The sequence below is a fragment of the Pseudomonas sp. SMV7 genome, from assembly GCF_052041995.1.
Lineage (GTDB): Bacteria > Pseudomonadota > Gammaproteobacteria > Pseudomonadales > Pseudomonadaceae > Aquipseudomonas.
Map to the genome: position 1 here is coordinate 383677 of NZ_JBKGGT010000001.1, position 26582 is coordinate 410258.

Here is a 26582-nt window from a genome sequence, read left to right on the forward strand (position 1 = left end):
ACTTCCAATGCTGACCGGTAGCTACTCCTCTTCGCTGGTGTTGATTTCGCTGTGCGTGGCGATCCTGGCGTCCTATACCGCGCTTGACCTGACCGGCCGCATCGCCACGGCAAAGGGCCGCGCTGCGTTGTTGTGGATGGGGGGTGGCGCACTGGCCATGGGAATCGGTGTATGGTCGATGCACTTCATCGGCATGCTCGCCTTCAGCCTGCCCATCGACCTGGGCTATGACCTGGCCCTGACCGCCTTTTCGCTGCTGATCGCGGTACTGTCCTCAGGGTTTGCCTTGTGGCTGGTCAGCCAGCCGAGCCTGCCGTGGCTGCAGTTGGTGTTTGGCGCCTTGATCATGGGCGCCGGCATCGCCTGCATGCACTACACCGGCATGGCGGCGCTGCGCATGCTGCCAGGCATCGACTACGACCCGACACTGTTCGGCGCCTCGTTGCTGATTGCCGTGGGCGCCTCGGCGGCGGCCTTGTGGATTGCCTTCCGCCTGCGCACGCACACCCCCTACGTGCGGCAGATCCGCGGCCTGGCGGCGGTGGTGATGGGGTTTGCCATCGTCGGCATGCACTACACCGGCATGGCTGCGGCGAATTTTCCCGAGGGCAGCTTCTGCGGCGCGCTGGCGGCCGGGGGCTTGCAGGGCGATGGTCTGGTCTACCTGGTGCTGATCACCACCCTGGCGGTGCTGGCCGTGGCCTTGCTCACCTCGGTGCTGGATGCCCGCCTGGAGGCGCGCACTGCCGAACTGGCCCGGTCGCTGACCCTGGCCAACCAGGAACTCACCCAGCTGGCGCTGCACGACACCCTCACCGACCTGCCCAACCGCACCCTGCTGGCCGACCGTATCGAGCAAGCCATCGCCAAGGTGGCGGAGCAGGGCGGCTGCTTTGCCCTGATGTTCATCGACCTGGATGGCTTCAAACCGGTCAATGATGCCTTCGGCCACCACATCGGCGACCTGCTGCTCAAGGCCGTGGCGGCCCGCCTGCGCGGTCACCTGCACAGCCAGGATACGCTGGCGCGCATCGGCGGCGACGAATTCGTGCTGCTGGTGGAGTTGCAGGAGCCGAACGATGCCGTGGACGTGGCGGTGAAGCAGGTCAACCTGGTATCACGGCCGTTCCGCGTGGCCGAGCATGACCTGCAACTGTCGGCGAGCCTGGGTATTGTCCTGTACCCGGGCAATGGCCAGGACCAGCACGAGCTGCTGCGTAATGCCGACGCCGCCATGTACCACGTCAAAAGCGCTGGCAAGAACGGCTACAGCTTCTTCGACGTGTCGATGAACAGCAATGCCCGCCAGCAACTGCAGCTTGTGCAGGACCTGCGCCAGGCGCTGGAGCAGCGCCAGTTCCGCCTGCATTATCAGCCCAAGTTCGACGCCCAGGCGTGCCAGCCGATCGGTGCCGAGGCCTTGCTGCGCTGGGAGCATCCGCAGCAGGGCCTGCTGCTGCCCGATCGCTTCATTGGCCTGGCGGAAAAGACCGGCCTGATCATTCCTATCGGTGAGTGGGTGTTGATCGAGGCCTGCCGCCAGATGCGCCAATGGCTGGATCAGGGGTACCAGGACTGGCGAATGGCGGTGAACCTGTCGGCCATCCAGTTCTGCCATGCCGGGTTGGTCGAAAGCGTGGCCCGGGCGTTGCAGCAGAGCGGCCTTCCAGCCAATTGCCTGACCCTGGAAATCACCGAAACCACCGCCATGCACGACGCCGATGCCAGCCTGACAGTGTTGCAACGCCTGTCCGACATGGGTGTGGATCTGTCCATCGACGACTTTGGTACCGGCTATTCCAGCCTGATGTATCTCAAGCGCCTGCCGGCCAACGAGCTGAAGATCGACCGCGGTTTCGTGCGCGACCTGGAGCAGGACAGCGATGATGCGGCCATCGTTTCGGCGATCGTGGCGCTGGGCCAGGCGCTGGGCCTGCGTATCGTTGCCGAAGGGGTGGAAACCGACAAGCAGCAGGCCTTCCTGACCCGCCTGGGTTGTGATTCGTTGCAGGGCTACCTGCTGGGCCAGCCAGTGCCGGCTGAACAGTTCATGGGCAAGTTGCAGGCCATGCGTCAGGACAATGCGGCAGTGGGTTAGACCGCATCACGCAGGGGGATGGCAGGGATGAAGGCATCCATTTCCGCTTCGACGGCTTCGATGATGCGCTCCACGTCCGCGGCAGCCATGATCGCCGCGCAGGGGATGCCGGCAATGGCCAGCAGGGTTTCGCCGGTGGCGCGGTCGAACAACCGCGCGACCATGCTGCGCGGCGCATCCATGCTGGCTTCGAAGCCCAGCGGGTGGAAATGCCAACGCATCACCTGGCAGGCGTTGGGGAACGTCATCTTGTTCATGCCAGCCTCCTTGTCCTTGCCTGGACGTGGTGAGCGGGTGGCCATCATGCTATGGCCGCCGGGAAGGTAACCATAGCACCTGTCACGGGTGATTCTCGCTGGCAAATGCGACAAAAGTACTAATGCATGATGGCGGTCACATCCTTGGCCACGCCATCGCCCTCCGCGTGCCGCTCAGGCAAGCCTCTTCCCGGCGGGATAGCGTCAGTTGGGCCTGGGGTCGCCCGCCGTTGCATCGGTGTCAGGTGACGGGTTTTTTCGGACGAACGGTGCGGTTAACCCAGCAACCCTGCGGCGATGTTGATGGTGAAACCGAGAATCGCGGTATTGAAAACGAAGCCCACCACTGAATGCGCCAGTACCACCTTGCGCAGGCCGCGCCCGGCGACGCCGACATCCGAGGTTTGCACCGCCATGCTGATGGTGAACGAGAAGTAGTGGAAATCCCAGTAATCCGGGTGGCGTTCGCCGTCGGCGAAACGCAGCGCGGGTTCATGGTTTTGCGCTGTGTAGAACAGCCGCGCGTAATGCAGGCTGAAAATGCAGCCGATCAACAGCCAGGAACCGGCCACGGTCAGGCCCGTGTAGAGGTAGTGCAGGGCCAACGCTGTGCCTTGCAGGCCGCGGCTGGAGACCAACTGCAGGGTGACGGCGGCGAGGCTGGCAATGGCGGCGATGCACACCGTCAGCAGGACCAGGCCGGCGTTCTCGTCTTCGACGCGGGCGACCTTGTGTACTTTCGCCGGGGTGGCGGTCCAGGTCAGGTAGAACACCAGCAGCAGGTACAGCCAGACACCCAGGTTCCACCCGGCGAGGATGTGCTGAACGGTGTCGTCTGCAGGAATCAGCCACGCCCCGAGCAGGCCGACCAAGGTAGCGGCAGTCAGGCGCGGGTGGGTGTGGGTCAGGCGGTGGAAAGCCATGTGGCCTCTCTGGCTAAGGGTGTGGCTACTACTCTAGACGGTCACGGGGCACGGCTGTGTGGCCTGATGTTTCTTTGATGTCGCCCATCGCACGGCATTGCAACTCTCAGTACACTGCACGCTCCAATCCCAACATCCCCAACATCCGTTGAACTCGAGGTTTTTGCATGACGCTCAGTCCTTTGGCAGGCAAGCCGGCTCCGACCAGCGTGCTGGTCGATATTCCACGACTGCTCACCGCCTACTACACCGGCCGCCCCGATGCGGCCGTGGCGGCCCAGCGGGTGGCCTTCGGCACCTCGGGGCACCGGGGCACTTCACTTGAGTTGAGCTTCAACGAATACCACGTCCTGGCCATCACCCAGGCCATCTGCCTGTATCGCGAAGAGAAGGGGATCGACGGTCCGCTGTTCATCGGCGCCGACACCCACGCCCTGTCGGCACCGGCCACCGCCAGCGCCCTGGAAGTGCTGGCGGCCAATGGTGTGCAGGTGATGCTGTCCAAGGACGATGAATACACGCCCACCCCGGCCGTGTCCCACGCCATCCTTTGCCATAACCGTGGCCGCGTGCAGGGCCTGGCCGATGGCATCGTCATCACCCCGTCGCACAACCCGCCGCAAAGCGGTGGCTTCAAGTACAACCCACCCAATGGCGGCCCGGCCGACAGCGACGTGACCAAGTGGATCGAGGCCAAGGCCAACGAACTGCTGGCGGCGAACCTGGCGGGGGTCAAGCGCATGCCGCATGCGCAGGCGCTGCAGGCAGCCACTACCCAGCGCCACGACTACGTCAGCAGCTACGTGGCCGACCTGGAAAACGTCATCGACTTCGACGTCATTCGTGGCGCCAGGCTGCGCCTGGGTGTCGACCCGCTGGGCGGGGCCGGGGTTCGTTACTGGTCGGCGATTGCCGAGCGCTACCAACTGGACCTGGAAGTGGTGAATACCGAGGTCGACCCGACCTTCCGCTTCATGAGCGTCGACTGGGACGGCCAGATCCGCATGGACCCGTCCTCGCCGTACGCCATGCAAGGCCTGATCGGCCTGCGTGAGCGCTTCGACGTGGCGTTCGCCTGCGACCCCGACCATGACCGCCACGGCATCGTCACCCCGGATGGCCTGCTGCAGCCGAACAATTACCTGGCCGTGGCCATCGACTACCTGTACCGCCACCGCCCGCAATGGCGCAGTGATGCCGCAGTGGGCAAGACGGTGGTGTCCAGTGGCCTGATCGACCGGGTTACCCAGCGCCTGGGCCGTGAGCTGTACGAAGTGCCGGTGGGCTTCAAGTTCTTTGCCCAAGGGCTGTTCGACGGTTCGCTCGGCTTTGGTGGCGAGGAGAGTGCAGGGGCTTCGTTCCTGCGCCGCGATGGCTCGGTCTGGGCCACTGACAAGGACGGCCTGATCCCGGCCTTGCTGGCTGCCGAGATGACTGCCCGCACCGGGCGCAACCCGAGCCAGGCCTACGCCGACCTCACCGCGGCGCTGGGCAAGCCATTCGCCACGCGGGTCGAAGCCAAGGCCGATGCCCGGCAGAAAGCGCTGCTGAGCAAGCTGGCGCCTGAGCAGGTGAAGTCGACCGAACTGGCCGGTGAGCCGATCGTGCAGATCCTCAGCCACGCGCCAGGCAATGGCCAGGCGATCGGCGGGCTGAAGGTGATGACCGCCAATGGCTGGTTCGCCGCGCGGCCGTCGGGCACCGAGGACATCTACAAGATCTACGCCGAAAGCTTCATCGACGAGGCACACCTGCAGCGCCTGGTGCAGGAAGCGCAGGTGTTGGTGGACGCGGCGATCGCCTGATCCGGGCAAGTGCAAGCCGTGCAGGAGCGGCCTGGTGTCGTGATGGGCTGCGCAGCCCATCGCGACGCCAGGCCGCTCCTGCAATCGACCGCGTAAAACCGGTCAGACGGTGTCGGGCACCACGGCGATCACGTCGATCTCCATCAGCCACTCGGCCTGGGCCAACCCGGCGACCACCAGCCCGGTGGAAATCGGGAACACCCCCTTCAACCATTTACCCACTTCCTTGTATACCGGCTCGCGGAAGCGCGGGTCGGTGATGTAGGTGGTGGTCTTGACGATGTGCGACAGGTCCGAGCCGGCCTCTTCGAGCAGTTGCTTGACGTTTTTCATCGCCTGTTCGGCCTGCGCCCGCGGGTCGCCCAGGCCCACCAGGTTGCCTTCGAAGTCGGTGCCGACCTGGCCGCGCACATAGATGGTATTACCGGCACGCACCGCCTGGCACAAGTCGTTGTCCAGGGTCTGGTTGGGGTAGGTGGCCTTGGTGTTGAACATGCGGATGCGAGTATGGGTAGGCATCAGTGGGCTCCGAGGGTGCTGACGTTGCTGATCCGGGTTGGTTGCTGCTCATCCGCGGCGCGTTGCTGGCGGTCGCGGTAGGCGGTATAGGTGCGTTGCGTGGCGATGTGGCCGGCGACGTGCTTGGCGTCGTGCCACACGCCCCAGATGAACGATGAGCCACGCCGCGACAGCCACGGCAGGCCAAGGAAGTAGATGCCCGGCTCGCGGGCTACGCCGCGCTGGTGCTGGGGTTTGCCGTTGGCGTCGAAGGTGTCGACCTGTAGCCAGCTGAAATCCACGCTGTAGCCGGTGGCCCAGATGATGCTGGTGACACCGGCCTCAGCCAGGTCCAGTTGCAGCAGCGGGTTGCGCATGCATTCCGGATCGGCCAGGCGTTTACGGGCTTCGGGCTCTTCCGGCAGGTCAAGGCCGTTGCGCTGGATGTAGGCATCAGCGGCATCCAGCAGGGCCAGGTAGTTCTCGTCGCCGCGGTTGATGTTCTCCACCAGGTTGTCCTGGAAGCGTGCCACTCCGTTGTCGAACGACTGGGTCAGGCCGACCAGGGTCATGCCCTGGTGGGCGAGGGCGCGGAAGTCCACGGTGTGGCCGCCACGGGCACCGCTAACGGCAATGGTCACGTGCTCGCGGCCGGGCTTGGCGACTTCCGCATCCCACTCACCCAGCACCCCCAGCCACCAGCAGAAGTCACGGTTGCGGTAGGCGCGTGGCGGGCGGTCGTGGGCACCGACCGACAGGTATACCTGGCGCCCGGCACGCATCAGTTCCTCGGCGATCTGGACACCCGAGGAGCCGGCGCCCACTACCAGTACAGCCCCTGCAGGCAGTTGTGCGGGGTTGTAGTAGGCCGCCGAATGGATCTGGTGCAGGTTGCTGTCTTGCGGCGCAATGGCCGGAATCACCGGTTTCTGGAACGGGCCGGTGGCAGCGACGACGCGGTTGGCGCGGATCACGCCTTCATTGGTTTCGATGGTGAAGCCGGGACGGTCGCTGTTGCGCACGACCTTCTTCACTTCGATGCCGGTGCGTACTGGCAGGTTGTACTTGCGTACGTACTGCTCGAAGTAGTCGGCGACCTGGTCCTTGCCGGCAAAGGCATCGGCGTCGAGGTCGAATTCCAGCCCCGGGAAGCGGTCGTGCCAGGCCGGGCCGTTGGCCACCAGCGAGTCCCAGCGGCCGCTGCGCCAGGCCTCGGCGATACGCTTGCGCTCCAGCACCAGGTGTGGCACGCCAAGCTTGCTCAGGTGTTCGCTCATGGCCACGCCGGCCTGGCCGGCGCCGACCACGAGGGTGTCGATTTCGAGATTGTTCAGTGTCATGTCCGAGCCCTTGTTCAGGCGGTTTTTGTCAGGTCGGTTTGGCGGACCGCCGTTACCTGGGGCCAGACTAGGGATGCCGTGGAAACGGCGAAAATAGTATTTAGCTTGGGCTTGCCGATAAAACGGCGAAGGCCCCGATTCCTGTGGCTTGCAGGGCTGAGTGCAGCAGCATTTGCGAGGATTCGGCGGGGCTTGGCCTGGCCTTAGTTTTTTCCTCTGCAAGGCCTCGGAAAAAGGTGGTTTCGTCTGCCGGAAGGTTCCACCCAGAATGCCCCGTATCGCACAGCACAACAGGAACCATGACATGACTTTTTCCATCATCGGCCGCTGTCAGGAAACCGGGCAGCTCGGTATCGCCATCAGCTCGTCGAGCATCGCGGTGGGCGCCCGCTGCCCGTGGGTGCGGGCCGGCGTCGGCGCGGTGGCCACGCAGAACATCACCTTGCCGGCGCTCGGGCCGCAGATTCTCGATGTCCTGGAACAGGGCCAGTTGCCGCCTGCCGCGGCGCTGGACAGGGTGCTGAGTGCCAATGGCTGGAGCGAATACCGCCAGGTCACGGTGATCGACAGCCGTGGCCAGGTCGCGCTGTTCACCGGCAAGGAGGCCCTGGGCACGCACCATGCCGTGGCCGGTGAGCAATGCGCGGCAGCCGGCAACCTGCTGGCCTCGCCCCAGGTGATCGAGGCGATGGTGCAGGCTTTCGAACAGGCTGCGGGGCACCTGGCCGATCGCCTGCTGGCGGCCATGCAGGCAGCGATGGCCGCGGGTGGCGAGGCCGGGCCGGTGCATTCGGCGGCGTTGAAGATTGCCGGCGAACTGACCTGGCCGCTGGTGGACCTGCGGGTGGACTGGGCCGACGCTGACCCGATCGGCGCACTCGAGGGCCTGTGGCAGGCGTACCGGCCGCAGATGCAGGACTATGTCACCCGCGCGCTGAACCCGACTGCGGCGCCAAGCTATGGAGTACCGGGCGATGAGTGAAGATGCCAGCCGCGTGCTGCTGGCCCGGTTGATCGGCTTTGCCACGGTCAGCCGCGATTCCAACCTGGCGCTGATCGGTTTCATCCGCGATTACCTGGCCGGGCTGGGCGTGGAAAGCGAACTGTTCCATAACCCGGAGGGCACCAAGGCCAACCTGTTCGCCACCATCGGGCCCAGGGATGTTGGCGGCATAGTGCTGTCCGGGCATACCGATGTGGTGCCGGTAGACGGCCAGGCCTGGAGCGTCGAACCGTTTGCCCTGAGCGAGCGCGATGGCCGTCTGTATGGCCGCGGCACTGCCGACATGAAGGGCTTCATCGCCTCGGTCCTGGCGGCTGTGCCTGCGTTGCTTGCGCAGCCGTTGCGCCTGCCGGTGCACCTGGCGTTTTCCTATGACGAGGAAGTCGGCTGCCTGGGCGTGCGCTCGATGCTGGCCGCCCTTGAGCAGCGCCCGCACAAGCCTCGGCTGTGCCTGATTGGCGAACCCACCGAACTCAAGCCGGTACTCGGGCACAAGGGCAAGCTGGCGATGCGCTGCCAGGTGCAAGGTGCGGCTTGTCACTCGGCCTATGCGCCGTACGGGGTGAATGCCATCGAATTTGCGGCGAAGCTGATCGGCAAGCTCGGGGAAATCGGTGAGGCCCTGGCCTTGCCGGAACATCACGACGCGCGCTTCGATCCACCGTTCTCTACGGTGCAGACCGGTGTGATCAAAGGGGGCAGGGCGCTGAACATCGTGCCGGCAGAGTGCGAGTTCGATTTCGAAGTACGCGCATTGCCAGGCTTCGCCGCGCAGGCAGTGGCCGACCAGTTGCAGACCTATGCCGAGGCCGAGCTGCTACCACGCATGCGCAAGGTCGACGCGGCCAGCGCCATACGCCTGCAACCGTTGAGTGCCTATCCGGGGCTGGCGACCCCGGCAGACAGTGAGGCGGCGCAGTGGGTGGCGTTGCTGAGCGGCTCGGAGGCGTTCGCTACGGTGGCGTTTGGCACCGAAGGCGGGTTGTTCGACCAGGCGGGCATCCCCACCGTGGTGTGCGGCCCCGGGAGCATGGAGCAGGGGCATAAGCCGGACGAGTTTGTCAGTGTCGAACAGTTGCAGGGCTGTGATGCCATGCTGTCGAGGCTGGTGGATTACCTCAGGCAGCACTGAGCGGGCTGGCCGCGAATGAGCCGCACCGCGGCCCATGCACCTCAGAAGGTGGCCTTGACCTGCAGGCCAAGCACCAGCGCGTTGTCGATGGCTTTCCCGGAGAATGCCCCTGGCTCGATGATGTACTGCAGGTCCGGGCGCAGGTTCAGCCACGGCGTGGCCTGGTAGCCATAGCTCAGCTCGATCAGCTGCTCGGCGCTGTCGATATCGGGGAACGGCTGGCCAGCGTTGTAGGCGGCATCCTCCAGTACGTCGCGGCTACGCGGGTTGGGTACGGCGCGGCCATAACCCAGCGCCACGGTATCCTTCGGGCGCCCCTCGAACGGCTGGTACAGCACCACGCCGGCACCATACCAGCGGGTGAACGGCGAGGCGGCCTTGCTCGATGCCGAGTACTGGCCGAAGGCATGCAGGCTGCGGCCCGGCGAGCGTTGGTCATTCCACAGCGCCTGGTCGACCAGCAGGTAGTGGCCGCCACGGCCCGACACCTGTTCATCGCTGCCGATGCGCTTCACATCGGAGCTGTCGTAGTAGTAGCCCAGCTTGTACTCGCCCGGCAGCTCGTCCTGCAGCCTGTATACCAGCTCGACCGGTACCACGGTGCCAGTGGTGTGCTTGGGCCCCAGGTGCCAGGCCCGGCTGGCGTTGCCGTTGCTCTCGGGGTCGACATTGAAGGCTGCCACGCGCAGTTGCCAGGCTGGTGACAGGTCGTATTTCACCCGTACGCCCAAGTGCGCATTGGGGTAGTTGGTCCAGCCACTGCCGCCGGACATGTTCAGCGGGTGGCCGCAGAAACCGGCATTCATGAAGTTGCACAGGATGCCGCTGTCCAGGCCGCCGAGGTCGTTGCCCATGGCCATGTAGCCGAGCTTGACGTTCAGCGCCGGGGTGAACAGGGTGCGCTCGTAACTCAGTTCGGTCAGCCGGGTATAGAGGCCACCGTAGTTTTCCTGGATCGGCAGGCGGTTGCCCACCAAATCTTCCGAGGCACTGTTGCCGCGGCGGTCGTTGACGGTCAGCTGGACTTTCCCGCCGTTGTCCAGGCCATACAGCTTCGACAGGTCGAACTGCACGCCCAGTTTCAGGTTTTGCGAATAGCGTGCCGAGCGGTGCAGGCCGCCATGGGCGTTGTAGGCGGTTTCGCCACTGTAGTCGCCTGTGAACTTGACGCCGTCTGCTTCCAGCTGCTTGCGCAGGCCGCCCCAGTCGCCGGTAAGCGTGCTGCGGGTAGTCAGGTCGGCGTCGGCCAGGGCGGTGGTGCTGGCCAGGGCCAGCAGCAGGGTGGGGGTGATGCGGGGTACGCGGGGCATTGCTGAATCTCGGTGTGTGTTGCGGGGGAATTCGCAAGCAAGCCCGCGTCCCACGAAGGCCACTGGTGGCCCTGTGGGAGCGGGCGTGCCCGCGAAGCAGGCGACGCGGTGTTACGGCAGAGCGTAAGCCATCACGTAGTCGCCACGGTCAGTCGACTGGCGCGCGCCGCCAGCAGTGACCACCACGTATTGCTTGCCGGTTTTCGGCGAGACATAGGTCATCGGGCCGCCCTGGCTGCCCACGGGCAGGCGGGCCTTCCAGATCTCGTTGCCGTTGCTGCTGTCATAGGCACGCAGGTAGAAGTCCTGGGTGCCGGCGATGAACACCAGGCCACCTTGGGTCGACAGGGTGCCGCCGAGGGTTGGCAGGCCGATCTTGATCGGCAGGTGCATGCGGATGCCGAGCGGGCCGGTGTCTTCGACGGTACCGACCGGCACCTGCCAGGCCACCTGGCGGGTTTTCATGTCGATGGCGGTCAGGGTGCCGAATGGTGGCGCCTGGCACGGAATACCGGCTACCGAGAGGAAGCGGTTCTTGTTTACCGCATACGGGGTGCCCTTGAGCGGTACGGCGCCCATGCCGGTGTTCAGGGCCTCGCCGCCGGAGGCCGCACCGCCCTTGTTCTGCGACGGGATCATCTGGATCCACAGGCCCAGGCGCATGTCATTGACGAAGATGAAACCATGCACCGGGTCGGTGGAGATGCTGCCCCAGTTCATGCCGCCCAGCGAGCCCGGGAAGCTCAGCGCCAGGTCGGTGCCGGGTGCGGTGTACAGGCCGTCATAACGCATCTTCTTGAAGTCGATACGGCACAGCAGCTGGTCGTACGGGGTGGCGCCCCACATGTCGGACTCGGTCAGGGTCTGTGCGCCGATCTGCGGCATGCCCACCGACTTCGGCTGGGTCGGGGAATAGGGTTCGTTGGGAATGTTGCCGGGCTTGACCGGCACTTCCTCGACCTGGGTCAGCGGCTTGCCGGTGGCGCGGTCGAGCACGTAGATCTGCCCGGCCTTGGTGCCGATCACCACCGCCGGTACCGACTGGCCGTCGTCCCTGGTGAAGTCGATCAGGCTCGGCTGCATCGGCAGGTCGAAGTCCCACAGGTCGTTGTGCACGGTCTGGAACACCCACTTCTGGTTGCCGGTGGTGGCGTCCAGGGCCAGCACCGAAGCGCCGTAGGTGTGGTCCAGCCGGGTGCGTTCGACGCCGTAGATATCGGTGGACGACGAGCCCATCGGCAGGAATACGGTGTTCATCGCCGGGTCGTAGGACATCGGTGCCCAGCTGTTCGGGGTGCTGCGCACGTAGGTCTTGTCGCCCTGTGGCGCCTGCCGGTCTTGCGGGTTGCCCGGGTCGAAGGCCCAGCGCATTTCACCGCTGAACACGTCGAAACCACGGATCACGCCGCCAGGCATGTCGGTCTGCACGTTGTCGGCGATACGCCCGCCGACCACCACCGTGGTGCCGGCCATCAGCGGGGCCGAGGACAGCTGGTAGTAGGAGTCCGGTACGTTGCCCAGGCCGGCCAGCAGGTTGACCTGGCCGTTGTTGCCGAAGCCCTGGCAGAACTCGCCGGTGTCGGCGTCGACGGCAATCAGGCGGCCATCAATGGTGTTGGTCAGCAGGCGACGCTGGCAGTTGGCACCGGCCGGCACGCTACCGACGGTGACCGGCGTGCTGTTCGGCTGGGTTGGCTGGGCGATTGGCGCGCTGGCGTCGAAATAGGCCATGCCACGGCAGCGCTGCCACACCTTGGACTGGGCGTTGATCGGGTTTTTCCACAGTTCCTTGCCGGAGTCGGCGTCAAGCGCGATCAGGTTGTTGTGCGGGGTGCAGATGAACACCTTGTTGCCCACCTGCAGCGGCGTCAGCTGGTCCTCCGCACCGTTGCCGTCGCTGATGGCCACGTCACCGGTGTGGTAGGTCCAGGCCACCTGGAGCTTGTTGACGTTGTCGCGATTGATCTGGTCCAGCGCGGCGAAGCGGCTGCCGCCTTCGGTATTGCCGTAGTGGGCCCAGTCCTTCTGCTGCTTGCCGGCCTCGACCGGGGTCATGCCCGGGCCTTTGCCGGCAGGGGCGACAGTGGGGTGGGCAACGAACATGTTGCCGACGGCGACGACCAGCGCCACGGCCATGACCGCGGCCACGCCATAGGCACCACGGCCGCTGCTGGCGCCGCTGGCACGCGCCAGCAGCGGGTAGACCAGCGCCACCACCAGGCCGATGGCGCCGAACATGAACAGGCGCGAGAACAGCGGCCAGAACACCAGGCCAACGTCGACCAGTGCCCAGATCGCGGTACCTAGCAGGAACGCCGCGTACAGCCAGGCGCCAGCCGGCTTGCGACGGGCGATGAGAACACCGGCGATGGCCATGGCCAGGCCGCCGACCAGGAAGTACCAGGAACCGCCCAGGCCGGCCAGCTTGACGCCGCCCGCCGCCAGGAGGAGGCCAAGCAGGGCGATGATCACGCCCAGGCCGACCAGGATGATGTGTGTAGCGCCGGAAGCGCGCGGTATTGCTTTCATGCCAGGGATCTCAGCAGGTGGAATACGCGCAGTTTAAACGCTTAGCTTGCTAATTAACAAGTTGGTACATAATTTTGTGAGGCTGATTGTCGCAGGGTAGAACGAGCCCGAATGCCACTAAAAGTATGGATCAGGTAGCGAAAATGACGAGAAAAAGCGGTTCATATGGCCCAGCTGTGGATGTTGTCTGGTTACGCCGGCCACGGACTGCCACTGCGGTAGAACACCACAAGCCAGATCGTCGCTGTGCCGGGGGCAGTCCATTCCACGCGATGGCGGTAATGTGGCGGGATGTCCAGGCAATCGCCCGCTGCCAGCAGGCGGGTGTACTGTTCATGCTCGAAGCGCAGGCCCGCCGCACCGCTGAGCAAGACCACCCATTCGCCTTCGGCCTGGTCGTACCAGAACCCGGGCGGGCTGGCCTGGCCGGTGGAGACGATGCGTTCCACGCGCACCCCCGGGCGGCTGAGCAACTCATCGACACGTTCAGCGCTGGTGGCGGCGCAAGGGGGCAGGTCGGTCAGGAGGTTGTGCAATGTCATGGAATGCCTCGCTCGAAGGGGACTGCTTCCACTATGGACGCGATTTCCAGGTGCCGCGCTGCTTGACCCGCCCGGTCGTTTGTAAGAACTTTCCGAAATTTGGAAGACGGGCAGCAAATGGACAAACTCCTGGCGATGAAAATGTTCGTGGCCACCGTCGATGCCCAGGGCTTTTCGGCTGCCGCGCGCAGGCTTGGGCTGGCGACCTCGTCGGTGACACGCCTGGTCGATGCCCTGGAAACCGCGTTGGGCGCCACCTTGCTCAACCGCTCGACGCGCCAGGTCAGCCTGACCGAGGCCGGCGCACGCTATTACGAGCGTGCCCGGGGTATTTTCGAAGCGCTGGACGAGGCCGATGCCAGCGTCGCCGACCGCGGCGAGGAGCCTGTCGGCGTGCTGCGCCTGTGCTTGCCGGTGGAATTCGGCAGGCGGGTCATCGCCCCGCACCTCGGGTCGTTCCTGGCGCAGCACCCGGCACTGGAACTGGACATCGACCTCAGCGACCGCCTGGATGACCTGCTCGATGGCCGCTACGACCTGTCGATCCGCCTGGGTGACCCTTCACCCAATGACGAGCTGGTGTGTCGCCAGTTGGGGCGCTTCGAGCGGTGGCTGGTGGCCAGCCCGGCTTACCTGGCCGGGCGTGACGCCCTGGAGCATCCACGGCAGTTGCTCGAGCACGCCTGCCTGCGCTTTCGCTACGGGCAGAAAGGCCGCCCCTGGCGTCTGGCCCGGGCGCAGGAGAGCCTGGAGCTGGATGTGAGCGGGCCGTTGCGCAGTGCCAATGCCGACCTGTTGCGCGAAACCGCGTTGGCCGGCAGCGGTATTGCGCTGCTGGCCGATTGGCTGGTGCACGAGGATGTTGCCGCGGGGCGCCTGCAGCGGGTGTTCGCTGACTGGCAGGCCAGCCCCGGGGCGGCCAACAGCAGTATCAATGCCCTGTACCTGCCCAACCATCGTGGCTCTCGGCGGGTGAATGCGTTCATGCACTTTTGCGAAGGCTTGCTGACACCGCGTGGCTAGCGTTGCGCAGCGCGCAAGAGCGCGTTGCGCCAGCACCGGATTCCCGGCGTCAGCGTCGCTGGGTAAGGTGGCTGGCATATTCCATCCGTTGCCGAGGAACCTCGCATGAACCCCTCCCTTGCCGCTGCCCAGCCGGCAGCCACCGGCCTGAGCCGGGCCCTGGTCGCACTGCTGGCGTTCTGCTGCGGCGCGATTGTCGCCAACATCTACTATGCCCAGCCCATCGTCGGGCTGATCGCCCCGGACCTTGGGCTGTCCACCGAACACGCCAGCCTGATCGTCTCGCTCACCCAGCTAGGCTACGCCTTGGGCCTGTTGTTGCTGGTGCCGCTGGCCGACCTGCTGGAAAACCGCCGGCTGATGGTGGCCACGGCGGTGCTGGCCGGGATCAGCCTGCTGCTGGCAGGCACCAGCCGCAGTGGCCAGGGCCAGCTGTTCCTCGGCTATGCGCTGCTGATCGGGTTCAGTTCGGTAGCGGTGCAGATGCTCATTCCGCTGGCGGCGCACCTGGCGCCGGAGCAGCAGCGTGGACGCGTGGTCGGCAACATCATGGGCGGCCTGTTGCTGGGCATCCTGCTGGCGCGGCCGCTGTCGAGCGTGGTGGCCGACCACTTCGGCTGGCGCGCGGTGTTCGTCGGTGCCGCCGGGGTCATGTTGGCGATCATCCTGTTGCTGGCGCTGACCCTGCCGCAGCGTCGCCCCGAGCACAAGGCCAGCTATGCCGGCTTGATGCTGTCGCTGCTGACACTGCTGCGCCGCTACCCCTTGCTGCGCCAGCGCTCGCTGTACCAGGCATTGATGTTCGCGGCGTTCAGCCTGTACTGGACCGCGGTGCCAATGGCCTTGGCCGGTGAGCATGGCTTGTCACAGAGCCAGATCGCGGTATTCGCCCTGGTGGGCGCGGTGGGTGCCGTTGCCGCCCCGCTGGCCGGTCGCCTCGCCGATGCCGGGCATGCCCGGGCTGGCTCGCTGCTGGCGCTGTTGCTGGCCCCGGCGGCCCTGCTGCTGGGGCTGACAGCGCCGGGCTACAGCGTGATTGGCCTGGGCCTCACCGGGGTGCTGCTGGATTTCGCCGTGCAGATGAACATGGTGATCGGCCAGCGCGAGGTGTACGCGCTGGACCCGGCCAGCCGCGGGCGGCTCAACGCGGTGTACATGACCAGCATCTTCCTCGGCGGGGCGCTGGGCTCGGCGGTCGCCAGCGCAGTGTTCAGCCAGTTCGGCTGGCAGGGCGTGGCGTGGGTGGGGGCAGGGTTGCCGGGCGTAGCCTTGGTCATCTTCCTGGCCAAGGCCCGTCGCAACTGAAGGACGATGTGCGCTGCTGCGCAAGCTGCCTGGCTCATCGCCCAAGCGGCAGCGCCACGCCGATCAGGGCAAACAGGCTGCCACAGCAGCGATTGAAGCCTTTGCCGCCCTTGGCCAGCCAGGGGCGGATGCGAAACGCCAGGCGGGCCAACAGGTATTCGACCAGAAACTCGACACTGGCGAAGGTCGCCGCCATGACCACGAACTGCGAGAACAGCCCACGCTGCGGGTCGATGAATTGCGGCAGGAACGCACCATAGAACAACAGCACCTTGGGGTTGGCCATGGCCGACAGCAGGCCCTGGCGGAACAGACCGGCATTGCCTAGCCGGGCGCTTAGCCCGGTCAACTCAAGGTGCAGGCCCGGGCTGCGCCACAGCTGGATCCCCAGCCAGACCAGGTAGGCCCCCCCCAGCCACTTGAGCACGTTCAGTAGCGAGGCCGAGGCCTGCAGCAACGTGCTGAGGCCGAACATGGCCAAGGCGATCAGGGCGCTGAAGCCGAACACCCCGCCGATGATGGTGAACAAGGTCCGCCGTGCGCCGTACAAGGCGCCGTGGCTCAGGGCCAGCAGGCTGTTGGGGCCTGGGGTGAGCGACAAGCCGATGCTGGCCAGCAGGTAGATCAGCCAGGTGTCGAGTGCCATGACGGGATGAGCCTCATTGAGAAGAAGGGCCCAGTCTATGGTCTGGACCTTGTCCCGCCGGGGTATGATCTGGACATTCCATGGTCGTTTCTGGACGCTATGCCATGTCACCCGACATCCGCTTGCTGATCTTGCCGTTACCGGAGTTCGCCTTGCTGCCGTTCGGCGCCTTTCTCGACAAATTGCGCTTCAGCGCCGATGACGAGGATTACAGCCAGCAGCGCTATTGCAGCTGGACCGTGGCCGGGCTCAGCCCTGACCCGGTACGCTCGAGCAGTGGTGCGGTGGTGCAGGTCGAGGCGCTGGTCAGCCAGCTTGACCTGGCCAGTTTCGATTACCTGGTGGTATTCGGTGGGCGCAATGCCATGGCCACGGCCGCATTGGCGCCCTGCTACAAGGCGCTGCTCAGGCAAGCGGGCAAAGCCGGCGTCAAGTTGGTGGGGGTGGACAATGGCGCCTTCCTGCTGGCTGCATGCGGTTTGCTGGAGGGGCACAAGGTGGTCGTGCACTGGCGCCATGAGGCCGAGTTCCGTGCAGCCTTCCCGCAGTTACAGGTGCTGCCTGAGCAGCTGTATTGCATTGACGGTGGCCGCATCACCTGCGCGGGTGGTACCGCTGCCATCGACCTGGCCGTCGCGCTGTTGTCCGGCGTCTGTGGGCGCACCCGGGCGCTCAAGGGCCTCGCTGACATGCTGGTGGATGACCCGCGTGACAGCCGCCATGCCTTGCGCTCGCTGGAGCTGGGGCCAGGGCAGGGGCGGCAGGTGCAGCGGGCACAAGCGCTGATGCGGCATCACTTGGGGACGTCGTGGGCGGTGGAGCGCCTGGCAGCGGAGTTGGGCATCAGCCGCCGCCAGCTGGACCGGCAGTTTCATGCCAGCCATGGCGTGAGCGCCAAGGCCTGGTGGCTGGAAATGCGCTTGCAGCAGGCGCGCTGGCGCTTGCTCAATTCCAGCCATAGCCTGGCGCAGATTGCCGACGAAGTGGGCCTGGGCGACGCCAGTTACCTGGGCAAGTGCATACGCCGGCGGTTCGGTTGCAGCGCCCTTGAATTGCGTGCAAGTGCCCAGTAGGAGCGGATTCATCCGCGATGCAGGCGACGCGGAGAGTGGCACTGGCTCTGCCGGTATCCGCGACCATGGAGGGATACAACGATGTGCGCTGAGCCGCTCATGCCGAACGGCTGAAACCAGGCTATCTCCGCCTGCCTCATTGCGGAGCCCCGAACACCCCCGTCCAGTAGATGCCCGCATCGCTTTTCGGGTCCACCGCATAGGCAGCCCCCAGTTCGCGGAACTCCGGGTTCATCAGCGTGGCGCAATGCCCCGGGCTGTCCAGCCAGCCATCGACTACCTTGTGCGCGGTATCACGCCCTGCGGCGATGTTCTCGCCAATCTGCCGGTACAGGTAGCCGGCCAGTTCGGCCCGGTCACCGGGGGTACGGCCATCCTTGTCGATATGGTCGAAGAAGTTCTGGTTGGCCATGGCCCGGGTGTGGTTGGCGGCGACGCCGGCCAGCACGCCGCTCCAGCTCAGCGCCGGGGCCGCGGCAAACGGCTGGCCACCGCACTGGCGCGGCACTTTGCGCGCAGCATTGATTTCCTGCAGTACTTTCTGCCCTTCGGCCTGCCAGTCGCCCAGGCGGCCGCTGAGCAGCGGCCGCGCCAGCACGATACGCCATTCGCGGCCTTCCTGGCTGACGCCGATATCGACGAACTGCGGGTCGAGCACCACCTGGCAGAAGCTCTCCTCGATGGCGTGCATGGCAGCGCGTGCATCGCGCGGCCCGGACAGGCTGATGGCCTGCACGTTGACCATGGGGTAGGCGGCGCGGGTCATTGCCTGCTGCAGGTCGCGGGTACCTTCTGGCGACAACGCCAGGCGGGTATCGCTGTTGAGCGGCGGCAGCTCCAGCGACGCTTCGCCACCACAGGGCTGGGCCTTGCTGCGGTAGGTATTGATCGAATCGATCAGTTGCGCCTCTTCGCCGGTGGCAGCCAGTGCCCCGGTCGAGACGACCAGGGCCAGCGACAAGGCGGCAACGGATGACAGGACGCGCATGTGGATCTCCCTATGACTGGCAGCGTCGTGGTTTGCGCTGCTCATCCTACACAAGCCCGGGGCTTTTGGCCCGGGATCGTGCAAAGCAATGAAAACGCCGGCAATCGTTGCTGGCGGCAAAAGAGGGAGTAGACCGGCCAGCGCCGAAAAAGTGCGATCTGCCGCCTCATTGCCATGGCTGGCCGGGGCGGGGTTCAGCGCGCCAGCGCCTGGTTTGGCTTGTAGAAGAGAAAATGCCGGGTCTGGGCCGTCCTGCGATAGGCCTTGGCCCAGTCCGGGTGCACATTGCGATCATGAAAGTACAGCGCGCCACCGGTGGTGTCTTTCAGTTGCTGGTTGAGCGCCTTGCGCGCGATCTCCTTGGCGACGCCATAGCGCTGCGGCTCCTCGACCTGGTCGGGGCGCCCGTCGCACCACCAGGAGAACTGGCAGGCCTTGCTCTCGACACCCTGCTTGACCACGCCGCAGATGGTGTCCGGGAAGCCCTCGCTGCCCAGACGATTGAGCACCACGCTGGCCACGGCGGCCATGTCCTCGGCGTCGGCACCCTTGGCTTCCCAGTAGACAGTGCGGGCCAGGCAGGTGAGGCTGTCATCCAGCGGCGCCTGGCCGGCCGGGTCCACGGCCTGCGCCTCACCGGGGGTGAGGATTTCGGCCTTCCTGGGGGGTGGCGCGTTCTCCACCACTTTTTCCTCGAGTACTTCGGCCTTGTCCTCGGCGACGGCGGCCTTGGCCGCATCGGCCGCCTGCAAGGGGCCTGCGAGCATCGCCGAGGCCAGTCCGACCACCATCCACGCAAGGCGCATGGGCACGCTCCCGATCTGTGGGCTGGTTCACAGTCTAGTCAAGTGTCAGCATGAGTACCAAAGGCAAGGTCACGGCGGCCGCCACGGTCTGCAAGGCGATGATGGCTGCCATCAGCGGTGCGTTACCACCCATCTGCCGGGCCATTACATAGGACGAGGAAGCCGTGGGCAGCGCCTGGAACAGCACCGCCACCGTCGCCGCCTGGCCACCCAGGCCCAGCAGCCGGCACAAGCCCCAGGTGGTCAGTGGCATGACCAGGAACTTGAACGCCGATGCGGCCATCAGCGGGCGCACCTGCCGGCCAAGGCTGGCGCCGCCCAGGGCGGCGCCGACGCACAGCAGGCCCAGCGGCAGGGCGGCCTGGCCCAGGGCCTTGACCGTAGGTTCGATAGCGGCCGGCAAGCCCAGCCCGCTGGCGCGCAGCAGCAAGCCGCCAGCGCAGCCGATGATCAAGGGGTTGGCGAAGATCGCCCTTAGCACCGTGGCAGGCGAGCTATGACGGGCACTGAAACGGGCGAACACCAGCACGCAAAGCAGGTTGACCAAGGGCACGATGGCGGCGTTGGCGACTGCAGCCAGGGCGATACCCGCGCTGCCGTAGAGGCCCGCTGCCAGGGTGGCGCCGATGTAGTTGTTGAAGCGGATGCCGCCCTGGAACACCGAGGTGAAATCGGCGCCGTCGTGGTTGCTTGCGCCCTGGTACAGCACCAGCAGAACCGCCCCGGCGATGGTCGAGAGCATCAGCACGCCGACCATGCCCAGCACCGGCACGCCGTCGAGGTTGGCGCTGGCCAGGCCGTGCAGAAACAACGATGGCAGCAGCACGTAGTAACTCAGGCGTTCGGCGCCAGGCCAGAAGCTATCGGCAAGGAAGCCGCGCAAGCGCAGCAGGGAGCCCAGGGCAATCAGCAGGATGATCGGCAGCAGGGTGGTCAGCAGCAAGTGGAGCATGGTCAGCGTTCCGTGGACGGGTACGGGCACAGACTACGGGGCGCAACCGATCTGTAAAAACGTTGTTTTCTTCACTGACTGTTGAGAAAAAATGCACGTTGGCCGGAAGCAGGCTTACCCAGGAGCGTCGACCGTAATTTCAAGCTTCAAGCGCGGTTTTCAGTACTGCACTCAAGTGCCGCCGCTGGCTTTTCTCATGTTCCAGCAACACCACGCGCCGGATCAGTTGCGGTTCGCCAAACGGCAAACACGTGGCCGGCGGCAAGCGGGCAAGGTCTTCGTCAGCCATGGGAATGATGGCCACGCCCAGGCCCATCACGGCCATGCGTGCCAAGGCTTCCTGGCTGTCGAGTTCCATCTGTTCGCTCACTTGCAGGTGCTGGCGGCGCAGTTCCTGTTCGATCTGTCGCCCGGCCCAGGCCCGCTTGTCGAAACGCAGGAACGGCTGGCTGGCCAGCAACTGCGCCACGCTGCGCCCGGCCAGCTCGGGGCTGGCGATGACCCAGAAGCGGTCTTCGAACAACGCGGTGAATTCCAGGCTCTGCGGGTAGGGACTGACCGGTTCGGTAGTGATCGCGGCATCCAGCTCGCCATCTTCCACGCGTCGCGCCAGTTCGGCCGACATGCCGGACGCCACGCTGATGTGCAACTGCGGGTGGTGTGCCTTCAGCCACACCAGCGCCTTGGGCAAGCGCCGCGCCAGTACCGTATGGATCGCCCCCAGGCGCAGGCGACCGCGCAGGCTCGGCCCGCTGGCCAAGGCGTCGGCCAGTTCATCATAGGCAGCCAGGATGGCCTCGGCACGGGCAACCGCCAACTGGCCGGCCTCGGTCAGTGCCACCTGCCGGCGGCTGCGGTCGAACAGGGTCACGTGCAATTCGTCTTCGAGGGTCTTGATGTGCAGGCTCACCGCCGAGGGGGTGAGGCTGAGCAGGTCGGCGGCACGCGCGAACGTGCCGTGGCGGGCAATGGTCACCAAGGTGCGCAGGGCTTTGAGGGACATGCAGGTGGGTCCGGGCTGAACGGTCAGTGCATTGTCAGGCCCGCTCCGGTTGCCAGCAAGCCTGCCCCAGGCGGCTGCCTACAGGCTGCCTTCGACCTTGGCGGCGACGTCTGCCGGCAGCCAGGGTTTCCACACCTCGCGGTTATCGCGCAGGAAGGCGAGCGCGGCATCGCGGGGCCGCGTGCGCTTTTCGCTCATTTCGGCCAGGGCCTTGTTCAGCCGATCGATCGGCAAGTCCACTCGCTCGAACACGCTCACCAGCTCCGGGTGGCTTTGGTGAAACGCCTTGGACACCCCGATCGACAATTTCGCCGGCAGGGAACGGCTGCCCTTCGGCTCAGGGTTGCCAGGGTCGGTGAGGGTGGCCCAGGCCTGGGCATCGAACGGCGGTTCTTCCAGGCGTACGAGCTTGTAGCGGCCCATCAACGGGGTCGGGTTCCAGTAGTAGAACAGCACGGGTTTGCCGCGGCGGATGGCCGCAGCGATCTCGGCATCCATTGCCGCCCCGGAGCCGCTGCGGAAGTTGTTGTACAGCTCATCCAGGCCGTAGGCCTTGAGCTTCTGGCTGTTGACCGTTTCCGAGGTCCAGCCGGTGGGGCTGTTCAGGAAGCGGCCTTTACCCGGGGCTTCCGGGTCACGGAATACCTGCGGGTAGCGCTTGAGGTCGTCGACGCTGCGCAGGTCGGGCGCCACGGGCTTGAGCTGGCGGGCGCTGTCGCCTTCGATCACATAGGCCGGCACCCACCAGCCTTCTTCGGCGTTCTTCACCGTATCACCCAGGGCATACACCTGGCCGGCCTGCTCGGCCTTGACCCAGGCGGGGCTGCGCCCGGCCCATTCCTCGGCGATCACCTGCAGGTCGTTGCGGGCCAGCGCGACCTCCATGCTGACCGTGCTGCCGGGCAGGGTGTCGGTGGGGTAGCCATAGCCACGCTCCACGATCAGCCGCAGGATTTCCGTGGTCAGGGCCCCGCTTTCCCAGCCGATGGCGCCAAAGTGGATGGGCTCGCTGCGTTCGGCCGAGGCGGCGCTGTCGGTAGTGGCCAGGCCTGCGGTGAGCAGCAGGCCGGCCAACAGTGTTGGGATCTTCTTCATCCGGGGGCCTCGTCGGTTGCCGTTGGGTGGCTGCGGGCAAGTGTAGACGAGCGCCTTGGCCGACCGTGCCAGGGCAGATAGGAACACAATCCTGCTGCCCATGCGGGCCACAGGCTGCAAAGGTGGCGTGCCATTTGGTATCCACCCGCTAGCAGGAGTTTCCCGATGACCCTGGACCTGAATTTCGTTTATTACCGCAACTTCCGTTACGACGGCAAACTGCATGTTCGCTGTCTTGGCCCGGACCTGCACAAGGTCAACCGCATTCGTTACGAACTTGAACGTCATGACCCGGATGGCCCGGTATCGTTCAAGGGCGTCTCGGTATATTCCCAGGCCCGCAGTGGCAAACTCAGTGATCACGGCTGCCCAGCCACATTGGTCGCCGATGAAAAGGCAGGTGTCTATTCAATTCGGCCAAGGGTGGTGTTGCTGGATGAGCATGCGCAGGCGATGAACCGGCCACTCGGTGCTGCTGGTGTGATCGACATGCCGCCGCTGATGCTGGATATCAAGGCCGGCGAGAACAACCGCAGCGTACTCGACAATATCCCGCTGCCCGGTTCCGGCGGGCGCCGCAAGCGCTCAGCGCTGCAGCCGTCCCCGACTGAAGATGCGTTGCCACCACCGGTAGCGTTGCCACCAGGCAGCGCCTACCCGACGCTGCTCATCGAGTTCGGTGACGGGGGGCATGAACGCTTTATCGATGACCTGGAGCCCGGCTCGGGCTCGACGCTGCTGCGCCTGTGGCCGAACCTGAAATCAATCATCACGCTCAGGCCGGTACTGGACGAGCAGGAACGCGGTGACGACAGGCTAAGGCCATTGCGCCAGTATTACTGGCTCGATCAGCCAGCCAGCATGCTCAATGACACCTACCTGGCATTGCTGCGTACCCTGGCGGCACAGGACTATGTGTGCTCGCTCCACGTTCTGCCAGCCATGCCGGAACCTGGCCTGCTACTACTCGGCCTGGCCGCGGTGGTGGCGACGCTGCTGACCGGCGCCATCGTGGCGGCAGGCAACAAGGCCTATGAAAATGCCCAGCCCACCCCTGACTTCGAAGCGCAACAAACTTACCTCGACGCGCCCGGCCACAGATGGCGGGGCCTGAATGTTCGCAAGGCTTGGGCAAACCAGGTGACGGGCAAAGGTGCGCGTATCCATTTCTGCGACGGGGGCCTGTACCCACAGCACGAGGAACTGCGCGGCAATCCTGCCCTGAAAGTCGTGTCGTCCGAGCCCAACGATAATCCCCAGCACGGTACTGCATCGGTGGGCATCATCCTGGCGAGGCCGGACGGGGTGGGGGTAACCGGCATCAGTCATGACAGCGAACTGTACCTGTACAACAACCGCACGAACGATGCACAGGGCAATTTCCAGGCGCTCAAGGACCTGCTGCGCAATGTAAATCCTGGCGATATCGTCGGTGTCAATCGCCAGACTGCCCATATCGATGTGCTCAGCACCATGCTGCCGTCCCTGCACGACAAGGCCTGGTGGACGGTAATGCACACGCTGAACCAGCGCGGCGCAGTGGTGGTAAACGCGGCGGCCAATGGCAGCAACAGTACCCTGGCTGATAAAGATACCCAGGCGGGGCAGGGGGTTGACCTGGCCCACTGGCGCTATTTTGCCGACCATGGCGACTCGGGAACGATCCTGGTGGGCGCCTGCCACTCGTATGACGGCAAGCCCCACGCCTATTCCAACCATCACTATCGCTACCGCATGCTCAACGCCTGGGGCGACAGCGTGGTCACATTATCCTATGGCAAATTGCAGGACTTGTCGGGCAACGACAGGGACTACACGGACGCCTACTCTGGCACTTCAAGCGCAACACCGATGGTGTGTGGGGCGCTCAGCCTGATCCAGTCCTACGCCATTGAACACCACCACATCTATCTCGATGGCAACCAGATGCACCAGCTGGTCATGTCGTCCGGTTACCACGATGCCACTTTGCCGGATACCGACGTACTACCAATGGGGGCAAGGCCCAATGTCCATGGCGCTCTGGTGTTGCTGGACCGCATTCTCGGCGGCGGCAGGTTCGAAGCCTGAAGCCTGAAGCCGGGCCGGCGCCTGCCGGCCCGCCCGGTCTCATACGCGGAACTGGTCCATCAGCGCCTGTTGCTGGTTGGCCAGGCTGTTCAGCGACTGACTGACCCGCGCCGATTCGTTGGCCTGCCCCGACAGCGACTCGGTGACGTCGCGGATGGTCGCCACGTTGCTGTTGATTTCCTCGGCCACGGCGCTTTGTTCCTCGGCGGCCGAGGCAATCTGCAGGTTCATGTCGGTAATCACCGTCACCGCCTGGCCGATGCGTTGCAGCGCAGTGACCGCCTGGCCAACCTGCTCGACACCACCCTGGGCCTGGCGGTGGCTGTTGTCCATCGCCCCGACCACTTCACGAGTACCGTTCTGCAGCGCCTCGATCACCTGGCGGGTTTCTTCCACCGACTCCTGGGTACGCTGGGCCAGGTTGCGCACTTCGTCGGCGACCACGGCAAAACCACGGCCGGCCTCACCGGCGCGGGCCGCCTCGATGGCGGCGTTGAGCGCCAGCAGGTTGGTCTGTTCGGCGATCGAGCGGATCACCTCCAGCACCGAACCGATCTTCTCGCTGTTCTGCGCCAGGCCCTCGACTTCGGCCATGGCTTCGCTCATGTTGGCAGCCAGCGCATCGATGCTGGTGGTCGTACGCTCGATCACCGCCAGGCCCTCGCGGGTCGCCTGGTCGGCGTCGCGGGCAGCCTGGGCGGCCTGGGCGGCGCTGCGGGCGACGTCCTGGGCGGTGGCACTCATCTCGTGCGAGGCAGTGGCCACCTGGTCGACCTGGCGGTACTGCTGCTCCATGCCGGCGCTGGTCTGCGTGGCAATTGCCGAAGACTGGTCGGCGGTGCCACGGGCAGCCTGCACCGAGCGCTTGACCTCGGCGATGGTCGGCTGCAGCTTGTCGAGGAAGCGGTTGAACCAGCCGGCCAGCTCGCCCAGTTCGTCGTGCTTCTGATAGGTCAGGCGGCGGGTCAGGTCGCCTTCGCCGCTGGCGATGTCCTTGAGCATGGCGGCCACACCGAGGATCGGTCGGGTCACGCCGCGGGCCATCAGCCACACCAGCAACAGGCCGGCAACTGCCGCGGCCAGGCCCAGGCCCAGCTCCAGCAGGGTGCCGCTGGTGTTCAGTGCGTCCAGCTCCTGCTTCAGCGCCTCGGCCGGCCCGGTCAGGGCGTCCTCCGGCACGTCCAGCAGGACGCCCCACGGTTGGGCATCGGGGATCGGCCTGAACGCTGCCAGTACCTTCAGGCGCTGCTGGTCGTGCAGGGTGGTCAACTTGCCATCGGCCAGCTTGCGCACCAGTTCGGCGCCCTTGGCCGTGTCGACCTGGTCGAAGCGCTGGGCCAGCTTGCTGGCGTCGGCGCTGTAGCCGGCCAGCAGGCCTACCGGGCTGAGGATGCCGACCGTGGTGCGGCCTTCGTACAAGCTGCGGCTGGCGTCCTGGCTCAGGGCCTGCAGGCTGTTGAGGTTGATGTCGACGGACAGGGTGGCGATCACCTTGCCGTCGACCGCCAGCGGGAAGACGATGCTGGTCATCAGTACCTGCTGGCCATCGATGTCATAGAAGTACGGTTCCACCACGCAGACCTTGCCGGATGTACGCGGGCAGACCCACCAGGTATTGGCCGGCTGGCCGCTGGGGCCGATCTCGGTGTTGGCCATGTCGCTTTCCGGCAGGGCCATGGAGGTCAGCTGGCCGATCCGCGGCTGCGACCAGTACAGGGCGAAGCGCCCGGTTGCGTTGCTGCCCAGGTCCGCCTTGCCGGCGAACAGGCTGTCCTTGTTGTCCAGCGCATTGGGTTCGAACACCAGCGACAGGCCAAGCAGGTCAGGGTTGGCCTGCAAGGCGGCGCGCACCTGACGGGTCATGTCCTCGCGCAGGTCGAAGGCATCGAGAAAACGCTTTTCCGCCTGCTCGCGCAGGAACAGCACCTGGCGGGCGAAACCGGCACCGTACTGGTAGGCGTCCATGAACTGGCGGCGGATGTTCAGTGCCTGCACTTCGCCCTGCGACTCGATGCGCGCCTGCGCCGACTCGGTCAGCATCTGCATGCTGCTGGCCTTGACCAGGTCCGAGCTGTGGTCCATGCGGTACAGCGACAGGCCGACGAGCAGGGTGACGATGCCGGCCAGGCAGAGACCGGCGAGCAGGGTAATCTTCCACTGGATGGAAAGTTGTCGCAAAGGCAT

The 26582-nt window shown here is 65.4% G+C and carries 22 protein-coding genes and 1 pseudogene; 8 read left to right on the forward strand and 15 right to left on the reverse strand.

Annotation, left to right across the window (positions count from 1 at the left end):
- Positions 1–7 precede the first annotated feature (7 nt).
- A complete protein-coding gene (locus ACLEJP_RS01995; RefSeq protein ID WP_440804107.1) occupies positions 8–2098 on the forward strand; it encodes a putative bifunctional diguanylate cyclase/phosphodiesterase in 2091 nt (696 codons plus the stop codon).
- Here the strand turns inward: ACLEJP_RS01995 and ACLEJP_RS02000 are convergent.
- Together ACLEJP_RS02000 and ACLEJP_RS02005 are read right to left on the reverse strand one after the other, a co-directional pair.
- The gene (locus tag ACLEJP_RS02000) at positions 2095–2355 is read right to left on the reverse strand and encodes a DUF1652 domain-containing protein (RefSeq protein ID WP_170030233.1); all 261 of its coding nucleotides are present in this window, start codon (positions 2353–2355) and stop codon (positions 2095–2097) included. The two genes, ACLEJP_RS01995 and ACLEJP_RS02000, sit on opposite strands and share 4 nt — an antisense overlap.
- A gap of 275 nt (positions 2356–2630) precedes the next feature.
- Positions 2631–3278 carry a DUF1345 domain-containing protein gene (locus tag ACLEJP_RS02005; protein WP_440804111.1) on the reverse strand — a complete coding sequence of 216 codons (648 nt, stop codon included), beginning with the start codon at positions 3276–3278 and terminating at the stop codon, positions 2631–2633.
- A 167-nt stretch (positions 3279–3445) separates the two neighbouring features.
- Between ACLEJP_RS02005 and pgm the strand changes: the two genes are divergently transcribed.
- A complete protein-coding gene (pgm, locus tag ACLEJP_RS02010; protein WP_440804113.1) occupies positions 3446–5083 on the forward strand; it encodes a phosphoglucomutase (alpha-D-glucose-1,6-bisphosphate-dependent) in 1638 nt (545 codons plus the stop codon).
- Between the two features lie 102 nt (positions 5084–5185).
- Here pgm and ACLEJP_RS02015 read toward each other — a convergent pair whose 3' ends face one another.
- Together ACLEJP_RS02015 and ACLEJP_RS02020 are read right to left on the reverse strand one after the other, a co-directional pair.
- Complete coding sequence (locus tag ACLEJP_RS02015; protein WP_225777504.1) at positions 5186–5602, reverse strand: RidA family protein; 417 nt, start codon at positions 5600–5602, stop codon at positions 5186–5188.
- Positions 5602–6921, reverse strand: coding sequence for a flavin-containing monooxygenase (locus tag ACLEJP_RS02020; protein ID WP_440804116.1), 1320 nt, complete (start codon positions 6919–6921; stop codon positions 5602–5604). The genes ACLEJP_RS02015 and ACLEJP_RS02020 overlap by 1 nt, the downstream gene beginning before the upstream one ends.
- A gap of 304 nt (positions 6922–7225) precedes the next feature.
- Between ACLEJP_RS02020 and ACLEJP_RS02025 the strand changes: the two genes are divergently transcribed.
- Positions 7226–7903 carry a DUF1028 domain-containing protein gene (locus ACLEJP_RS02025; protein ID WP_440804118.1) on the forward strand — a complete coding sequence of 226 codons (678 nt, stop codon included), beginning with the start codon at positions 7226–7228 and terminating at the stop codon, positions 7901–7903.
- Positions 7896–9056, forward strand: a complete 1161-nt coding sequence (gene argE, locus ACLEJP_RS02030) for an acetylornithine deacetylase (RefSeq protein WP_440804120.1) — start codon at positions 7896–7898, stop codon at positions 9054–9056. The genes ACLEJP_RS02025 and argE overlap by 8 nt, the downstream gene beginning before the upstream one ends.
- Positions 9057–9097: 41 nt before the next feature.
- Here the strand turns inward: argE and ACLEJP_RS02035 are convergent, their stop codons facing one another.
- The 3 genes from ACLEJP_RS02035 to ACLEJP_RS02045 all read right to left on the reverse strand — a co-directional run bounded on the left by ACLEJP_RS02035 (position 9098) and on the right by ACLEJP_RS02045 (position 13437).
- Complete coding sequence (locus ACLEJP_RS02035) at positions 9098–10366, reverse strand: carbohydrate porin (RefSeq protein ID WP_440804123.1); 1269 nt, start codon at positions 10364–10366, stop codon at positions 9098–9100.
- A 111-nt stretch (positions 10367–10477) separates the two neighbouring features.
- Positions 10478–12895: a glucose/quinate/shikimate family membrane-bound PQQ-dependent dehydrogenase gene (locus ACLEJP_RS02040; RefSeq protein WP_440804126.1), complete on the reverse strand. Its 2418-nt coding sequence runs from the start codon at positions 12893–12895 to the stop codon at positions 10478–10480.
- Positions 12896–13086: 191 nt separating this feature from the next.
- Positions 13087–13437 (reverse strand): cupin, encoded by a 351-nt coding sequence (locus tag ACLEJP_RS02045; protein WP_440804128.1) that lies wholly within the window; start codon positions 13435–13437, stop codon positions 13087–13089.
- 117 nt (positions 13438–13554) lie between these two features.
- Here ACLEJP_RS02045 and ACLEJP_RS02050 point away from each other — a divergent pair, with 117 nt between their 5' ends.
- On the forward strand, positions 13555–14460 hold the full coding sequence (locus ACLEJP_RS02050) for a LysR family transcriptional regulator (RefSeq protein ID WP_440804130.1): 906 nt from the start codon (positions 13555–13557) through the stop codon (positions 14458–14460).
- Between the two features lie 105 nt (positions 14461–14565).
- A complete protein-coding gene (locus ACLEJP_RS02055) occupies positions 14566–15765 on the forward strand; it encodes an MFS transporter (protein WP_440804132.1) in 1200 nt (399 codons plus the stop codon).
- A 34-nt stretch (positions 15766–15799) separates the two neighbouring features.
- Here the strand turns inward: ACLEJP_RS02055 and ACLEJP_RS02060 are convergent, their stop codons facing one another.
- Positions 15800–16411: a LysE family translocator gene (locus ACLEJP_RS02060; protein WP_440804134.1), complete on the reverse strand. Its 612-nt coding sequence runs from the start codon at positions 16409–16411 to the stop codon at positions 15800–15802.
- 104 nt (positions 16412–16515) lie between these two features.
- On the opposite strand from ACLEJP_RS02060, the gene ACLEJP_RS02065 reads away from it, so the two are divergent.
- The gene (locus ACLEJP_RS02065; RefSeq protein ID WP_440804136.1) at positions 16516–17484 is read left to right on the forward strand and encodes a GlxA family transcriptional regulator; all 969 of its coding nucleotides are present in this window, start codon (positions 16516–16518) and stop codon (positions 17482–17484) included.
- A 136-nt stretch (positions 17485–17620) separates the two neighbouring features.
- Here the strand turns inward: ACLEJP_RS02065 and ACLEJP_RS02070 are convergent, their stop codons facing one another.
- From ACLEJP_RS02070 to ACLEJP_RS02090, 5 genes are all read right to left on the reverse strand, one after another.
- Entirely contained in the window at positions 17621–18472 is an 852-nt protein-coding gene (locus tag ACLEJP_RS02070; protein WP_289132459.1) for a CAP domain-containing protein, read from the reverse strand.
- 194 nt (positions 18473–18666) lie between these two features.
- Complete coding sequence (locus ACLEJP_RS02075; protein WP_440804139.1) at positions 18667–19278, reverse strand: cell wall hydrolase; 612 nt, start codon at positions 19276–19278, stop codon at positions 18667–18669.
- A gap of 34 nt (positions 19279–19312) precedes the next feature.
- Positions 19313–20230 carry an AEC family transporter gene (locus ACLEJP_RS02080; RefSeq protein ID WP_440804141.1) on the reverse strand — a complete coding sequence of 306 codons (918 nt, stop codon included), beginning with the start codon at positions 20228–20230 and terminating at the stop codon, positions 19313–19315.
- A gap of 139 nt (positions 20231–20369) precedes the next feature.
- On the reverse strand, positions 20370–21233 hold the full coding sequence (locus tag ACLEJP_RS02085; RefSeq protein ID WP_440804143.1) for a LysR family transcriptional regulator: 864 nt from the start codon (positions 21231–21233) through the stop codon (positions 20370–20372).
- A 78-nt stretch (positions 21234–21311) separates the two neighbouring features.
- Positions 21312–22328, reverse strand: coding sequence for an ABC transporter substrate-binding protein (locus ACLEJP_RS02090; RefSeq protein ID WP_440804145.1), 1017 nt, complete (start codon positions 22326–22328; stop codon positions 21312–21314).
- A 165-nt stretch (positions 22329–22493) separates the two neighbouring features.
- Here ACLEJP_RS02090 and ACLEJP_RS02095 point away from each other — a divergent pair, with 165 nt between their 5' ends.
- Complete coding sequence (locus ACLEJP_RS02095) at positions 22494–24398, forward strand: S8 family serine peptidase (RefSeq protein ID WP_440804147.1); 1905 nt, start codon at positions 22494–22496, stop codon at positions 24396–24398.
- 39 nt (positions 24399–24437) lie between these two features.
- Here ACLEJP_RS02095 and ACLEJP_RS02100 read toward each other — a convergent pair whose 3' ends face one another.
- Both ACLEJP_RS02100 and ACLEJP_RS02105 read right to left on the reverse strand, forming a co-directional pair.
- Positions 24438–25193 (reverse strand): methyl-accepting chemotaxis protein, encoded by a 756-nt coding sequence (locus tag ACLEJP_RS02100; protein WP_414707184.1) that lies wholly within the window; start codon positions 25191–25193, stop codon positions 24438–24440.
- 102 nt (positions 25194–25295) lie between these two features.
- Positions 25296–26582: pseudogene (locus ACLEJP_RS02105) on the reverse strand (PDC sensor domain-containing protein); the annotation flags it as partial.

Excerpts from the sequence above, each read along its gene's own strand:
- ACLEJP_RS02005 (WP_440804111.1), bottom strand. The coding sequence starts at position 3,278 with ATGGCTTTCCACCGCCTGACCCACACCCACCCGCGCCTGACTGCCGCT.
- ACLEJP_RS02015 (WP_225777504.1), bottom strand. The coding sequence starts at position 5,602 with ATGCCTACCCATACTCGCATCCGCATGTTCAACACCAAGGCCACCTAC.
- ACLEJP_RS02075 (WP_440804139.1), bottom strand. The coding sequence starts at position 19,278 with ATGCGCCTTGCGTGGATGGTGGTCGGACTGGCCTCGGCGATGCTCGCA.
- pgm (WP_440804113.1), top strand. The coding sequence starts at position 3,446 with ATGACGCTCAGTCCTTTGGCAGGCAAGCCGGCTCCGACCAGCGTGCTG.
- ACLEJP_RS02080 (WP_440804141.1), bottom strand. The coding sequence starts at position 20,230 with ATGCTCCACTTGCTGCTGACCACCCTGCTGCCGATCATCCTGCTGATT.
- ACLEJP_RS01995 (WP_440804107.1), top strand. The coding sequence starts at position 8 with ATGCTGACCGGTAGCTACTCCTCTTCGCTGGTGTTGATTTCGCTGTGC.
- ACLEJP_RS02025 (WP_440804118.1), top strand. The coding sequence starts at position 7,226 with ATGACTTTTTCCATCATCGGCCGCTGTCAGGAAACCGGGCAGCTCGGT.
- ACLEJP_RS02055 (WP_440804132.1), top strand. The coding sequence starts at position 14,566 with ATGAACCCCTCCCTTGCCGCTGCCCAGCCGGCAGCCACCGGCCTGAGC.
- ACLEJP_RS02095 (WP_440804147.1), top strand. The coding sequence starts at position 22,494 with ATGACCCTGGACCTGAATTTCGTTTATTACCGCAACTTCCGTTACGAC.
- ACLEJP_RS02060 (WP_440804134.1), bottom strand. The coding sequence starts at position 16,411 with ATGGCACTCGACACCTGGCTGATCTACCTGCTGGCCAGCATCGGCTTG.
- ACLEJP_RS02085 (WP_440804143.1), bottom strand. The coding sequence starts at position 21,233 with ATGTCCCTCAAAGCCCTGCGCACCTTGGTGACCATTGCCCGCCACGGC.
- ACLEJP_RS02040 (WP_440804126.1), bottom strand. The coding sequence starts at position 12,895 with ATGAAAGCAATACCGCGCGCTTCCGGCGCTACACACATCATCCTGGTC.
- ACLEJP_RS02100 (WP_414707184.1), bottom strand. The coding sequence starts at position 25,193 with ATGGAGCAGCAGTACCGCCAGGTCGACCAGGTGGCCACTGCCTCGCAC.
- ACLEJP_RS02000 (WP_170030233.1), bottom strand. The coding sequence starts at position 2,355 with ATGAACAAGATGACGTTCCCCAACGCCTGCCAGGTGATGCGTTGGCAT.
- ACLEJP_RS02070 (WP_289132459.1), bottom strand. The coding sequence starts at position 18,472 with ATGCGCGTCCTGTCATCCGTTGCCGCCTTGTCGCTGGCCCTGGTCGTC.
- ACLEJP_RS02045 (WP_440804128.1), bottom strand. The coding sequence starts at position 13,437 with ATGACATTGCACAACCTCCTGACCGACCTGCCCCCTTGCGCCGCCACC.
- ACLEJP_RS02065 (WP_440804136.1), top strand. The coding sequence starts at position 16,516 with ATGTCACCCGACATCCGCTTGCTGATCTTGCCGTTACCGGAGTTCGCC.
- ACLEJP_RS02090 (WP_440804145.1), bottom strand. The coding sequence starts at position 22,328 with ATGAAGAAGATCCCAACACTGTTGGCCGGCCTGCTGCTCACCGCAGGC.
- ACLEJP_RS02050 (WP_440804130.1), top strand. The coding sequence starts at position 13,555 with ATGGACAAACTCCTGGCGATGAAAATGTTCGTGGCCACCGTCGATGCC.
- argE (WP_440804120.1), top strand. The coding sequence starts at position 7,896 with ATGAGTGAAGATGCCAGCCGCGTGCTGCTGGCCCGGTTGATCGGCTTT.
- ACLEJP_RS02035 (WP_440804123.1), bottom strand. The coding sequence starts at position 10,366 with ATGCCCCGCGTACCCCGCATCACCCCCACCCTGCTGCTGGCCCTGGCC.
- ACLEJP_RS02020 (WP_440804116.1), bottom strand. The coding sequence starts at position 6,921 with ATGACACTGAACAATCTCGAAATCGACACCCTCGTGGTCGGCGCCGGC.